The organism is Bradyrhizobium sp. BR13661 (assembly GCF_029892425.1).
Classification (GTDB): Bacteria; Pseudomonadota; Alphaproteobacteria; order Rhizobiales; family Xanthobacteraceae; genus Bradyrhizobium.
In genome coordinates this window covers 139,685-153,340 of sequence record NZ_JARXWB010000008.1, presented here as the reverse complement: position 1 = coordinate 153,340, position 13,656 = coordinate 139,685, and the positions used below count along the sequence as shown (strand labels likewise).

Below are 13,656 nucleotides of genomic sequence, written 5' to 3'. Positions count from 1 at the left end.
CTTGGCCGAGGGGAGACCCGTGCAGACGACGCTGCTCGGATTGGCGATTGCCTTTATCTTGGCGCTGCTGGCCGCGCTGATCGGGCCTTACTTCATCGACTGGAACCAGTTCCGGCCCCAGTTCGAGGCAGAGGCTGTCAGGATCATTGGCGTGCCGGTGCGCGTCGCGGGCGAGCTCGATGCGCGGCTTTTGCCGGCCCCGACCCTGCGGCTGCGTTCGGTCACCTTTGGCGGCAACAACGATCTCGGGCGGCTGCGCGCCGACAAGCTCGACGTCGAGTTCAGCCTGAGCTCGCTGATGCGGGGCGAATGGCGCGCCACCGAGCTTTCGGTCGGCGGCATGGCCGTCGATCTTGGTCTCGACGCCAAGGGCAAGGTGGATCTGCCGTCGACCGCAAGCGGCACCTTCAACCTCGCTTCGCTTGCCATCGAGCGGCTGAACCTCACCGGCCGCATAGCCCTTCACGATGCCGCCAGTCGCTCGACACTCGAGCTCAACGACATCGTCTTCTCCGGCGACGTGCGCTCGCTTGCGGGCTCGGTACGGGGCGACGGCCATTTCACCGCCCATGGGGTGCGCTATCCGTTCCGCGTCTCGTCCGGTCCCAGCCCCGACGGCAGCGCCACCCGCCTGCACCTCAATGTCGATCCCGGCGAGCGGGCCATCCTGGCCGATCTCGAAGGCATACTCGCCTTCGACAACCGCCTGCCGAAATTCGATGGCGCGCTGACGCTGGCGGTGCCGCCACCGAAGAAGCCGGGCGAGGCGGGGCCGACGCCCTGGAAGCTCACGGCAAAACTCAAGGCCGATCCGGCCGGCGCCAGACTCGACCAGATTGACGCGAGCTTCGGCCCCGAAGACACGGCGCTCAAGGTTGGCGGCGTCGGCGACCTCAGGTTTGGCACCTCGCCGCTGCTGCGCGCGGTGCTGTCGGCGCGCCAGGTCGATGCCGACAGGCTCGCCGGCCGGGACGATGCCGAGCCGCTGCGCGTCCTGCCCGCCTTGCGCGCAGGCCTTGCCGCGATCCCGCAGGCGCCGATCCCGGCGCAGATCGAGTTCAACTCCGACCAGATCATGCTGGGCGGCCGTCCGCTCCAGAACATCACGACCGAATTGCAGACCGACGGCCGGTCCTGGACCTTCCAGCGGCTCGAGCTGCGCGCGCCCGGCACGACGCAGGTCTCGCTCAACGGCGCCACACCCGGTGCCGACAGTTTCAGCGGCCGCCTCAGCGTCGAGTCCTCCGATCCCGATACGCTGGTGGCCTGGCTGCAGGGACGCAACGAGGTCATCAGGCGCAGCACGCGACCGCTGCGCCTTTCCGGCGACGTGACGATCGCGGCCAACCATCTCGCCATCGACAAGCTGAAGGCCGACATCGAGGGCGGCGCGGTCGAAGGCCGCATCGCCTTCGTTCAAACAGGCGCAGCCAAGGGCTCGCGGATTGATGCCGACCTCAAGGCCGACCGTCTGGACCTCGATGCCGCCGCGAGTTTCGTCCGCGCGCTCGCTGGGCCACAAGGGGAATGGCCGGAGGAGATAAAACTCTCGCTCGATGTCGGGCGGGCGATCTCGGCCGGACAGGAGCTGCAAGGGTTTTCGGCCGGACTCGCCTACGATCCGAAGAGCATCGCTCTCGATCGTCTGAAGTTCAGTCAGACAGGTGGCGTGTCCGTCGATGGCGGCGGAAATCTCGATCGGGTCAATTCGCAGGGACGGTTCGTGCTGGACATGACAGCCGCCTCGCTGCGGCCGATGGCCTCCATCGTCGAAACGCTGTCGCCCGCATGGTCGCAGCGTCTTCTGGCGATCGATTCCGCGTCGGGATCGTCCACCGCGAGTCTGGTGCTCGATCTCGCCGCCGACAAGAAGGGGGATAGTGGCCGCCGTACGGCCCTGGCCCAGCTCGACTTCGCAACGCCACAAGCGACAGGGCATCTTCAGGCAACAGCTGAGCCTCCCTTGTCCGATCTTCGCGGGCTCGACTTCAATGCTCTCTCGCGCAACGAGTTCACCGTCGATGCGCGGATGTCGTCCCAGCGCGGCAGCACCTTGCTTTCTGTCTTCGGCCTTGATCGCGCGGTTGCCGCAGGTGAGGGCGCATCCCGCTTCGAAGGCCGGTTGAGCGGCGCGTGGCGCAAGCCGATGCAGTTGAACGCAAAGCTCAGCGGTGGCGGCCTGGATGCGGATGCGCAAGGCAGCCTCGAATTTTCGGAGCCGAAGGGCAGTGTGAATCTGCACGTACGCAACGCCAACCTCGCACCGCTGTTCGGGACCAGCCCGGCCGACAAATCGGCTCAGACGGTGAGCCTGTCCTCCCGTCTTACGCTGTCAGGCAATCGCCTGACCTTCGACGATCTCGACAGCACCGCATCCGGCTCGCATCTGCGCGGCCATCTCGCCATGACGCTCGACCAGGAGAAGAGTGTCGAAGGCGAAATCGGCTTGGACGCGCTCGATCTGGCGCCTGCCCTGGCGCTTGCCATCGGCGCCGCCGGGCGCGACAGCGGCGAGCCGCTGAGCGCAGGCCTCGTCACCGGCTGGCGCGGCCGCATCGCATTCCAGGCGCTCCGCGGCAGCCTGCCCGGCGGCATCGAGCTGCGTCCGTTCAGCGGCACGCTCAGGGGTGACGGCCAGTCGCTCGCGCTCGATGCGCTCAAGGGCGGCGTCGGTGGCGGCGAGATGACGGCGAGCCTCGATGCACGCAACGGTGCCAATGGCCTGGCGCTGAATGCGCGTCTCGATCTGACCAATGTCGACGCGGCATCGCTGCGCTACCGTGATCTCGCGCTGCCGAAGGGGCGCGCCTCGGTGCAGATGACGCTGACGAGCCAGGGCCGCAGCGTTTCGGCCCTGACTGGCGCGCTCGCCGGCAATGGCACGGTGACGCTCGACTCCGCCGAGATCAGCGGTCTCAATCCGCGCGCCTTCGAGATCGCCATCCGCGCCAGCGACGGCGGGCAGGTCTCGGACGATAACCGTTTGCGCCAGCTCGTCGAGCCCGCCTTGTCATCGGCTCCGATTGCGGTCGCGTCAGCGCAGATCGCATTCACGATCCGCGACGGCCGCCTGCGCGTCGGCGCGACGCCGCTTGAGGCCAGGAACGCGCGCGCCATCGTCTCGGGCGGTTACGACATTCCCGCCGACCAGGCCGACATCCGCGCCAGCCTGACGCCGATCATGACCGGCCTCTCGGGCGCGCCGCCGGAGATCCAGCTGTTTGCGGCCGGTCCCCCCGACAGGCTCAGCCGCACCGTCGATCTGACGCCGCTGTCGTCATGGCTTGCGGTGCGCACGATCGATCGCGAGACGCGCCGTCTCGATGCCATCGAGCGTGGCGAGCCGCCGCCGGCGACCGCCGCGCTGCCGACGCTGGTCTCCCCGGAGTCCGAGCCCTCACCGGCGCTGACCGACGTGCCGATGCCCGGCCGCGATCCGCGCCGCCCCCCGCCGAAAGCCAAGCTAGAACCGAAGGCCGTACCGACGCCGAAGCCGCCGCTCGCCGTGCCGGCCGCGCCAAATCCCCCGCTGGCAAGCCAGCAGGTCGCGCCGCTGCCGCCGCCGATCGACGTGCGGCCCGCCCCGGGCCCGCCGCCCGCAAAGCCCCGGCCGAAGCCGCCGCTGGTCCTGACGCCGTCGAATCCGTAAGGGCCTTTCCGTCATGCCCGGGCTTGTCCCGGGCATCCACGTTCTTCGTGCTGCGAGGCGTGGATGGCCGGGACATAGGCGAGCGGAAGCGACGCCGTCCTTCAGACGGCTATGCCCGGCCATGACGACTGGGGAAACGCACACCTTACCCAACGGTAACCACATTCGCTCGCATTTGAATGAATTTTCATCGGCAAAACTGATGTGACGGTTTTACTGGATTCTCGCGTTTGTTCCCTAGCTTGGGCCCCAGAGGAATTCGGAGTCCTGCCCGCATCAGCAGGATGGCTGTCCAAGAACTGGGGTGATCGAGATGAACGGGGCGAATACGCTTCTGCAGGATCTGGACGACGCGATCGCGCGCGGCACCGACGAAAGCCGGGTGAAAGCGTTGTGGCATGCGACGGACCTTCTGATCACGGGCCGCTATGTCGACGACGACATCAGCACGTTCGGCGAGGTCATCGGCCGGCTTGCCGATGAGATCGAGGTCGAAGCGCGGGCGCAACTGTCCGAATTGATGGCGGGTTGCGATCACGCTCCCCTCAATGTCATCGAGAAGCTCGCGCTCGACGACAAGATCGAGGTCGCCGGCCCCGTGCTGCGCGACTCCAATCGCATCGGCGAGAAGGTGCTGGTCGAGAGCGCCATGACCAAGGGCCAGGCGCATCTGCTCGCGATCTCCCAGCGTGAGGCGATCGGCGAAGCCGTGACGGATGTTCTCGTCAAGCGTGGTAACCAGGAGGTTGTCACCTCGGTCGCCAGGAACGAGGGCGCGCGCTTCTCCGGCTCGGGCCTGCTCCACATGGTCCGGCGCGCCGAGGGCGACTCGATCCTCGCCGAGCAGCTTGGCCTGCGCAAGGACGTGCCGCGCCACATCTTCCAGCAGCTCATCTCCAAGGCCTCGGAAGACGTCCGCCGCCGGCTCGAGACCGAGCGCCCCGAGATGATGTCGCAGATCCAGAGCTCGGTCACCGAGGTCACCGGCGATCTGCAGTCCAAGTTCGGCCCCTCCTCACGCACCTATTTCGTCGCCAAGCGCGTGGTCACGACGCAGTACCGGCAGGGCAATCTCAACCAGGTCTCGATCTCGAACTATGCGCGCCAGCATCGTTTCGACGAAGTCCAGATCGGCCTGTCGCTATTGTCCTCGCTGCCGGTCGATGTGATCGAGCGTGCGCTGATGGACCGCAACCGCGAGATGATCCTGGTGCTGTGCAAGGCGCTCGACTTCTCCTGGGACACGACGATGTCGCTGCTGTTCCTCGGTGCCAAGGATCATTTGATCACGGCGCGGGAGCTCCATGACAACGAGCGCGATTTCGGCCGGCTCAAGATCGAGACTTCACGCAGCATTCTGAAATTCTACCAGTCGCGCAAGAACAGCGCCGGCGCCGATCCCGCATCGGGTCGTCAGCCCGAGCTCCAGGTTCACTGAGCGGGAAATCGAGGGAGTATTTGCCATGTTGCCTCAATTCGGCACCGCGATTCGCAAGAACAAGAGTCTCACCAGCAACCTCTCCGCCGAGACGGGCGGAGCGGCTCCGGAAAAGGCCACGGTCGACGCCGCCTGGCTCGTGCTCGAAGCCGCCAACGACCTCGGCGACCACGCCGCGATCGACGCCTGCCGCCGCGTCATCGACGCCGAGCTGAACGGCACGGTGCCGGGCAGCGCGGATACCGATCTGGTGCTGGGGTATTTCCGGTAGCAAGCAAAGCCGCCACGCGTCCCGATCGTGTCGGCAGCCGGGCGATCTGATCATTTGTAACAGTCGCAGAAGCGCGCGCCGGACTCTTCGGGTCTCGGCCGCGCGTCTTATTGTCCCATTTCTACCTTTGCGCTTATCTCTGTCGTGATGTAGCCTCCGCTTGCGGGCGCCGAAAGACGGCCGCGAGCAACGGGGTTTGCGCGTTGTTCCTTGCATGAAAATTTCTGGAAGAGCTCCGGTGCTGCATACGGTGCCACCGGGGCGGACGATTGCTGATTGCCGGGTAGCGGCGGCCCTGTCGCCGTCATGATTGATGAGCTTCACAGAAATTGGAGCCGACGATGAAATTTGATGTGCGCGTACAATTGTTTGCCGCCGCGACCCTTCTCGCCGCTGTCGTTTCCGCTTTGGCAGAGGACAAGCCTCAAGACAAATATCAAGACAAGCCCGCAGCAGGCGGTCCGGTCCATCTGCAACAGGGCTGGAGCGATGAGACCGCCGATCGCTGGCATTTCATCTCGCAAGGCACGGCGCTGATTCCCTATGAATGGTTTGTCGCGCTGGAGCAGCCAGGGCAGCAGGGAGGACAAACCGCGCTGATCAAGGCGCCCGACAATTTGCAGCGGCTGGGTTTTTTGACCGAGCCCGTCAGCACCGCCAATCCTGATGGCCTTGCCATCGGACTCTACAGCACGCCGGTGGATATTCCCGATGGCCGGCACGCCTGCTGGAAAGGCGATTGGCTCGGCCTTGGTTGCGCCGGCTGTCACACCGGCCAGGTCAGCTATCGCGGCCAGCAGATCCGCATCGAGGGGGGCCCTGCCCATATCGATATCGATTCATTCGTCGGGCAGCTGGTCGGGTCGATCGGCGCGGTTCTCGTGGATCAGAACGGAGCCCGACAGCGCTTCATGGCGCGTGTGAAGGCGCCGCAGGCCGACGTGCAGAGCGGATTGCAATGCTTCGGCGGCGTGTTGAAGGCGGCCGCGATGTTCAACCAGGTCGTCGGTGGAAATTCGGGCGATACGGCGGGCGGGGCGGGCCGGCTCGATGCGCACGGGGCCGGCCTGAACCAGCTTCTGGCGGGGCCGTTCAGGCTGCCGGGCGATCCGACGGACATTGGCGAGACCAGAAACTTCGCGCATCTGACGGCGCCGGTGCGGTATCCGGCGCTGTGGGATACGCCGCGCTTCAACTGGGTGCTGTACAATGCCTCGATCCGGCAGCCGCTGACGCGCAACATCGTCGAGGCACTCGGTGTGCTCGCGCCCATCAAGCACGACGCGACGATGCTCGGGCCCGACGTGATGCACGGGGTTCAGATGGAGAACGTCGTCTGGGGGCAGCGCAAGCTGATGGAGTTGCGCTCTCCGCACTGGCCCGAGACCATTCTCGGCGCGCTCGACCAGAAGCGGGCGCTGCGCGGCCAGCTCGTCTATGTCAGCGCCTGCGCGAATTGCCACGAAGCCGCGCCCTCTGATGCAGCTTCCGACGGCTGCAGCGAGATCCAGGTCCCGCTGGTCGACCTCGGCCGGATCGGCACCGATCCCGAGCAGGCGACGACGTTCAACCGCCGCAAGATCGCATTGTCGAAGATCGGCGGTCCGGATGCGATGTCCAACTACAAGGCCGCCGAGGCTCTCACCGGCAACATCGCCGCACTGTGGATCGGCCGGTCCAAGGAGAATGCGGCCCGTGCCGCCGAGATCAATTGCGGCCGTCCAAATCAGTTCAGGGCGCCGCTCGCCTACCGGGCAAGGCCGCTCAACGGCATCTGGGCGATGGCGCCCTATCTGCACAACGGCTCGGTGCCGTCGCTGAACGATCTCCTGCTGCCCCCTAACCTGCGGCCGAAGACGTTTTATATCGGCAATTGGGAGTTCAACCCTGACATCGTGGGATACGATACCAAGGCCCAAAGTCCGGGCGCGTTCCTGTTCGACACGACGATCCGCGGCAACTCCAACGCCGGTCACCTCTACGGAACCGACATGACCGAGGACGATCGCAAGGCGCTGATCGAATATCTCAAGACGCTCTGAGCGGCCGCTCAGTCCTTGCGGCAGGTGAAGCAGTAATAGGGGCAGGTGCCGTTCGCGAACGAGGCGTGCAATTGCGTGCCCGGAATGCCCGCGAATTCGTGCGACACGCCGAGCAGCACCCGCGGCACGATCTCGTCCGCCAGTGCCGTTCGCCGCGCACCGTCGAGTTCCAGCGCGCGTGCGACGTTCGGCGTGATGTCGTCCTCGCTGACGAGGCGCAAGCGCGATTTCTGCAAGGACTCGCGCGGGTACACGTCCTTGGACCGGTCTTCGAAACACGCCATCAGGAACGCGCCGCCCGGCCTGAGCACGCGATGCACCTCGTCCAGGAAGCGTCCCATGTCGCCATAATGCTGCGCGCTCTCGACGTTGATCACGACGTCGAAGCTCTCGTCCGCGAACGGCAGGCTCAGCGCATCGCCGACCTGGAATGCGAGGTTGCCCTGGTCGGCATAGCGCGCCTTGCTGAAACGGATCGCCGGCTTGCAGATGTCGAGCCCGGTGTAGCTGCGCGGGCCAAGATATCGCGCGATGTAGGACGCGCCGCCGCCGCGGCCGCTGCCGACCTCCAGCACATCCTTGCCGCCGATCGCGGCGCCCGATGCCACGTGATGGTAGAGCTGGATCGCATAGCGATCGGGCTCGTCAGCGGCCTGCAGCGCCACCTGCTCGCCGTTCAGCGAGGCATAGCCGTAGTTGAGGAAGCGGATCGCGGCGTCGCGGTCGAGATTGCTGAGCAGGGAGTACCAGGCGTTGGTGAAAAGCTGCCGCGCGGCGCGCGAATAAAACAGTTTTACGACGGCCGAATGAATCGGGTTTGCCGCTGTCGGATACGGATCCTGCTTCACGGATGGATACTCTCGCGCGAAAATGGGGAACGCTTCCACCATAAAGCATGGGCCAGCGCGTTCGATGCGTCAACAATGGCGACGCTTGCGTACCACGATTGACTTCAATCCGACGGGGGCTATACTTTAAGTTTAGTATAGATAATGCTGGACCCGCGTGATGACTGGGCAGGTTGCCGCCTGGTTGGAGAAGGTCGGCCTCCCTCAATACCTAAAGTCCTTTTCCGACCACGGCATTGATTTCGACATTCTTTCCGAGATTACGGATCGCGATCTCGCGACCATGGGCGTCGTGCTGGGACACCGGCGGAGGCTGTTGCGTTCCATTGCTGAGCTGGACGTTCCGAAGGCGCGTCTGCTTGCACCGGCGATCGACGCGGGCGCCGAGCGCAGGCAGCTCACCATCATGTTCTGCGACCTCGTCGGGTCGACAGCGCTGTCGCAGCAGTTCGATCCCGAGGAGATGCGCGAAATCCTGCAAGCCTATCGCGAGGCCGCGACCGCGGTCATCGCCAGCTATGACGGCATCGTCTCGCGATTGGTGGGCGACGGCATCCTGTCCTATTTCGGCTATCCGTCCGCGCACGAGGACGATGCCGAGCGCGCGGTCCGCGCCGGGCTCGAGATCACCGCGGCGGTCCGCGCCATCGACGTGCAGCCGGGCCTGCAGCTCGAGGTGCGGATCGGGATTGCGACCGGGCTCGTCGTCGTCGGTGATCTCTTTGCGAAGGGCGCCTCCAGCCGGCTCGAAGTGATCGGCGAGACGCCCAATCTTGCGGCGCGTATGCAGGCCTTCGCCGATCCCGGCTCCGTCATCATTGCGGCCTCGACGCGCCGGCTGCTCGGCAGCCTGTTCCAGCTGCGCGAGCTCGGTACGCGTGTGATCAAGGGATTCAGCGAGCCGGTCGATGTCTGGGCGGTGGATCGTCCGTCGCCGCTGGCGAGCCGCTTTGAGGCCCACCATGCCGCCGGCCTCGCAGGTTTCTTCGGCCGCGAGCACGAGCTCGAGCGGTTGGCCGAGTGCAAGCAGCGGGCCTGGCGCGGCCAGGGCCAGGTCGTGCTGATCTCGGGCGAGCCCGGTATCGGCAAGTCACGGCTGGCCGAACATTTCCTCGATCAGCGGATCGGCGCGGAGCCGCACATCCGCTTGCGCTATCAATGCTCGCCGCATCATCGCGCCAGCGCGCTCTATCCCGTCATCACGCAGCTGCAGCGGGCGGCCAAGATCGGTGGCGGCGACAGCAACGCGCAGAAACTGCGCAAGCTCGAAGCGCTGCTCGGGCGCAACGATCTGAAGACGCCGTCGCTGGTGCCGCTGTTTGCGGACCTGCTCTCGATCGCAACCGACGGACGCTATCCGCCGCTCGCCTGGACGCCGCAACAGCTGCGTCGCAACACGCTCGCCGCGCTGATCCAGCGCTTGCAGCGCCTTTCCGCCGGGGCGCCGGTGGTCTGCATCGTCGAGGATCTGCATTGGGCGGATGCGACCTCGCTCGAGCTGCTCGGGCTCGCGGTCAGGCTGGCCGACCAGCTTCGCCTGCTGCTCGTCCTGACGTTCCGCAACGAATTCACGCTGCCATGGATGGGCCCGGCCAATCTGACGACGCTGGAGCTCGGACGGCTCGGGGAGACCGATGTCGAGCGCATGATCACTGATGTGATCGGAAGCCGCGCGGTCCCATCCGAGCTGGTGGCGCAGATCGCGACGCGGACCGATGGCATCCCGCTGTTCGTCGAGGAGTTGACCCGCACCGTGCTCGAGATGGGCATCCTCAAGCGCGGAGCCGGCGGCCGCTACAAGATTGCCGGCAGCCTGCCGCGGCTGTCGATTCCCGCGACGCTTCAGGATTCGTTGATGGCGCGGCTCGACCGGCTCGGGCCGGCGAAGGAGGTCGCGCAAATCTGCGCGGTCATCGGCCGCGAATTCTCCGACGTGCTGCTGCGCGCCATCGCCGACAAGGACGATGCCGAGCTCGACACGAGGCTTGCGCAGCTCGAAGCCGCCGAGCTGATCTTCCGCAGCAGGTCCGCGCCGGAAGGCGCCTATGTCTTCAAGCATGCGCTGGTGCAGGACACCGCCTATGAGAGCCTGCTCAAGAGCAGCCGGCGCCGATTGCACGAGCGGATCGCAGGCGTGCTGCAGGAGCAATTCCCCGATGCCGCCGCTGCCGCCCCCGAAATCACGGCGCACCATCTGACGCAGGCAGGTCTGGTCGAGGACGCGGTGGAGTGGTGGGGCAAGGCGGGTGACCGGTCCTTGCGCAGCTCGGCCTGTCACGAGGCGATCGCGCATCTGGCCAAGGCGATCGGCCTTGCGGAGGGCTTGAGCGAAAGCCCCTCGGGGCAGAGCCGCCGGCTGCAATTGCAGATCGCCTACGGCAACGCGCTGATCGCGACGCGCGGCTATGGTGCGCCGGAGACGTCGGTCGCGTTCTCGCGCGCGCGCGAGCTCGCCTCCGGTCTCAAGGGGGCGCCGGAGCGGTTTGCCGCCGTCTACGGCCTGTGGGTCGGAAGCCTGGTTCGCAGCGAGCTCGGATCGATGCAGGAGCTCGCAGAGGCCTTCCTGCACGATACCGCCGACCGGCCCGACGCGCCGGAAGCGGGGATCGCGCAGCGCGTCTGCGGCATGACGCGCTGGTTCGAGGGGAATTTCGTCGATGCCAAGCGGCATCTCGAGCACGCGCTCACCATCTACCGCGACGAGCACGATCGCAATCTGGCATTCCTGTACGGCCACGATTACGGTATCGCTGCGGCGATCTATCTCGCGCTGGTGCTGTGGCCGCTCGGCGAGGTCGATCGCGCCGAGCAGCTGGCGCAGGAGGCGATCCGCCGCGCCACCGACAGCGGCCACATCGCGACGATGGTCTACGCGCATTTCCACAAGATCGTGCTCGAGGCGATGCGCGGCACCCCCGCGCGCGCCAGGCCGCATGTCGATGCCGTGATCGAGCTCAGCCGCGAGCACGGTCTGCTGCTCTACACGCGCGCCGGCAAATTCTGGAACGGCTGGATCCGTTGCCATCTAGGCGAACGGGCCGCCGGGCTCAAGGAGATGGAAGATTCGATCGCGCTGCCGCTGGTCGGAAAGATGGCGACCGGGCTCTACGTGCCGCTGACCTGGACGCTGCTTGCGGAAGCAAAGGCGTGCGAAGGTCAGTTCGACGAGGCGCTCGCAATCCTCGACGAGCAGCTGCTCGAGGTGGAGCGAACGGGACAGGAATGGTTCACCCCGGAGATTCAGCGCTGGCGCGGCGAGCTGCTGCTGCGCAAGGACCCGATCGATATCGTCGCTGCGGAGACGGCTTTCACCCAGGCCATCGAGACCGCGCGGGCGCAGAGAACCGCGACCTACGAGCTGCGCGCCGCGCTCTCGCTCGCCAGATTGTATCAGGCCAGCGGAACGGACGCGCAGGCGCGGAGCGTGCTCGGCCCGGTGGTCGGGAATTTCACCAACGCACAGGAGTTGCCGGAGATTTTCGAAGCACGGGCGGCCATGGAGCGTTCCAGCAAGACAAGCCCATGCAGTTGAAAAAGTTCTTGTACTTCGCCGATTTCGTCTTCTATCCCCTGGCGAGCGCGGCGCTGGTCGCGGTCGCACTGCTGTTGAAGGAGCCGCTGCGCTGGGACGAGGCGGTCATCGGTTTCGCAAGCGGGCTGTTGCTCTGGAGCCTCGCCGAATACGTCATTCACCGCTTTGCCTTGCATGGACCGGCTTTTCTCGCCGCCCTGCATGACATTCATCATACCGATCCGCGCGCGCTGGTCGGCTCGCCGCTCTGGCTGAGCCTGGGCTCGATCTGCCTGGGATCGCTGCTGCCGGTGTGGCTGCTGGTCGGGTTCGGCAGCGCCTGCACCGTCACCGCGGGGCTGATGCTGGGCTACATCTATTTCGGTGCGCTCCACCACATCATTCATCATCATCCGGTTAAGCGCGGCGGCTATCTCTGGCGCCTGAAGCGCCGCCACACGCGCCACCACTACGGCAAGCGGCCGTGCAATTTCGGCGTGGTCACCAGCATGTGGGATCGCGTGTTCGGAACCTATTGTTCCGAATGATTGTTCACCGCGGATCGCGCTATTGTAGGGTGGGCAAAGGCGCAGCGCGCCGTTCAGCCGCAATTCCAGATCATGCCGATCGGCGTCCGCGTCCAGCACGGACCGAAGCTGCCGCCATTGTAGCGCGAGCCGCCGAAGCCGGGCCGGCCGAAATAGCGCCATTCGCCGTCGAAGTAGCGGTAATAGCTCGGCACGGGATCGATATACCATGGGCGCTGGTTTTCGCGCGCGTAGCGCCGAAACCCGTTCTTCTGCATGAAGATCGGCTGGCTGTTGCTGAGCGGCTGGTGATAGCCCGGCAGGAAGCCGTAACCGTGCCAGCTCTGCTTGGGCTTCTTGTGGACTGATGCAGCCGGCGCGGCGACCGGCAGCAGCGACAGAACGACAGCAACGAATAGACATAGAAGGCGTGACATGGTCCGACCATAGACAGTCGATTGTCGGAACGCCATTCAAATTCGCGCGCGAAATTTGAATGAAGTCACGAGAGCGCAGCCGGTCTTTATGCCCGGCTGCGTTCCCTCTGGAGCTTACGCGTTCGCGCCGCCATCGACGGTCAACGTCGAACCGGTGATGTACTTCGCCTTCTCGCTCGCCAGGAACGCGACCGCGTTGGCGATGTCCTCAGGCGCGCCGTAGCGGCCGAGCGCCATGAACTGCTTCAGCGTCTCCGCGGTCGGGCCATGCGCCGGGTTCATATCGGTGTCGATCGAGCCCGGCTGCACCAGATTGACCGTGATGTCCTTGGAACCGAGCTCCCGCGCCAGTCCCTTTGTGAACGCTATCAACGCCGACTTCGAGGCCGAATAGAGCCCAAGCACCGGCGCCGGCACGCGGTCGGCGAAATAGCTGCCGATGGTGAGGATGCGCCCGCCCTTGCCGAGGTGGGGCAGCGCGGCCTTGCTCGCGACGATCGGGGAACGGACGTTGACATCAAGCAGCGCATCGATGTCCGCGAGCGAGATGTCGTTGAGGCTGCCCAGGCGCAGAATGCCGGCGTTGTTGACCAAAATATCGAGCCCGCCCAGGACGGCGACGGTCTTGTCGACCGAGGCCTGGACCGCGGCGACATCGGCGCTGTCTGCCCGGATCGCCACGGCCTTCCGGCCGGACGCCTTGATGGCATCGACGACCTTCGCGGCGCTGTCCGCGGACTTTTCGTAAGTGATTGCGACATCGGCGCCTTCGGCGGCGAGCGCCTTTGCGATCGCCGCGCCGATACCCCTGCTTGCGCCCGTCACCAGGGCCCGTTTTCCCGTCAGCGTCATCGTAATCTCCTATTCTGTAACGATCGACACAGAATATCTGGGATCTTGATCGCCTCCGTCAAGTGAATTATGTGTTGATTA

At 65.6% G+C, this 13,656-nt stretch carries 9 protein-coding genes; 6 read left to right on the top strand and 3 right to left on the bottom strand.

The window, feature by feature from the left end; translation table 11 throughout:
• The first annotated feature begins 19 nt into the window (after positions 1–19).
• The 4 genes from M2427_RS15890 to M2427_RS15875 all read left to right on the top strand — a co-directional run bounded on the left by M2427_RS15890 (position 20) and on the right by M2427_RS15875 (position 7,400).
• Complete coding sequence (locus tag M2427_RS15890; RefSeq protein ID WP_280707336.1) at positions 20–3,649, top strand: AsmA-like C-terminal region-containing protein; 3,630 nt, start codon at positions 20–22, stop codon at positions 3,647–3,649.
• Between the two features lie 313 nt (positions 3,650–3,962).
• Positions 3,963–5,087, top strand: a complete 1,125-nt coding sequence (locus M2427_RS15885) for a DUF2336 domain-containing protein (protein WP_280707334.1) — start codon at positions 3,963–3,965, stop codon at positions 5,085–5,087.
• 25 nt (positions 5,088–5,112) lie between these two features.
• A complete protein-coding gene (locus M2427_RS15880; RefSeq protein WP_280707332.1) occupies positions 5,113–5,358 on the top strand; it encodes a hypothetical protein in 246 nt (81 codons plus the stop codon).
• A 341-nt stretch (positions 5,359–5,699) separates the two neighbouring features.
• Positions 5,700–7,400 (top strand): di-heme-cytochrome C peroxidase, encoded by a 1,701-nt coding sequence (locus M2427_RS15875; protein WP_280707331.1) that lies wholly within the window; start codon positions 5,700–5,702, stop codon positions 7,398–7,400.
• Between the two features lie 8 nt (positions 7,401–7,408).
• Here M2427_RS15875 and M2427_RS15870 read toward each other — a convergent pair whose 3' ends face one another.
• The gene (locus M2427_RS15870; RefSeq protein ID WP_280707329.1) at positions 7,409–8,248 is read right to left on the bottom strand and encodes a class I SAM-dependent methyltransferase; all 840 of its coding nucleotides are present in this window, start codon (positions 8,246–8,248) and stop codon (positions 7,409–7,411) included.
• Between the two features lie 160 nt (positions 8,249–8,408).
• Between M2427_RS15870 and M2427_RS15865 the strand changes: the two genes are divergently transcribed.
• On the top strand, positions 8,409–11,780 hold the full coding sequence (locus M2427_RS15865) for an adenylate/guanylate cyclase domain-containing protein (RefSeq protein WP_280707328.1): 3,372 nt from the start codon (positions 8,409–8,411) through the stop codon (positions 11,778–11,780).
• A complete protein-coding gene (locus M2427_RS15860; RefSeq protein WP_280707327.1) occupies positions 11,771–12,307 on the top strand; it encodes a sterol desaturase family protein in 537 nt (178 codons plus the stop codon). Before M2427_RS15865 ends, M2427_RS15860 begins: the two co-directional genes overlap by 10 nt.
• 53 nt (positions 12,308–12,360) lie before the next feature.
• Here M2427_RS15860 and M2427_RS15855 read toward each other — a convergent pair whose 3' ends face one another.
• Complete coding sequence (locus M2427_RS15855) at positions 12,361–12,723, bottom strand: hypothetical protein (protein WP_280707326.1); 363 nt, start codon at positions 12,721–12,723, stop codon at positions 12,361–12,363.
• Between the two features lie 114 nt (positions 12,724–12,837).
• Positions 12,838–13,575, bottom strand: a complete 738-nt coding sequence (locus M2427_RS15850; RefSeq protein WP_280707325.1) for a 3-oxoacyl-ACP reductase family protein — start codon at positions 13,573–13,575, stop codon at positions 12,838–12,840.
• Positions 13,576–13,656 lie beyond the last annotated feature (81 nt).

What these genes read in the sequence shown, in the direction of transcription:
- M2427_RS15850 (WP_280707325.1), bottom strand. Translation starts at nt 13,575, where the DNA reads ATGACGCTGACGGGAAAACGGGCCCTGGTGACGGGCGCAAGCAGGGGT.
- M2427_RS15865 (WP_280707328.1), top strand. Translation starts at nt 8,409, where the DNA reads ATGACTGGGCAGGTTGCCGCCTGGTTGGAGAAGGTCGGCCTCCCTCAA.
- M2427_RS15855 (WP_280707326.1), bottom strand. Translation starts at nt 12,723, where the DNA reads ATGTCACGCCTTCTATGTCTATTCGTTGCTGTCGTTCTGTCGCTGCTG.
- M2427_RS15875 (WP_280707331.1), top strand. Translation starts at nt 5,700, where the DNA reads ATGAAATTTGATGTGCGCGTACAATTGTTTGCCGCCGCGACCCTTCTC.
- M2427_RS15880 (WP_280707332.1), top strand. Translation starts at nt 5,113, where the DNA reads ATGTTGCCTCAATTCGGCACCGCGATTCGCAAGAACAAGAGTCTCACC.
- M2427_RS15885 (WP_280707334.1), top strand. Translation starts at nt 3,963, where the DNA reads ATGAACGGGGCGAATACGCTTCTGCAGGATCTGGACGACGCGATCGCG.
- M2427_RS15860 (WP_280707327.1), top strand. Translation starts at nt 11,771, where the DNA reads ATGCAGTTGAAAAAGTTCTTGTACTTCGCCGATTTCGTCTTCTATCCC.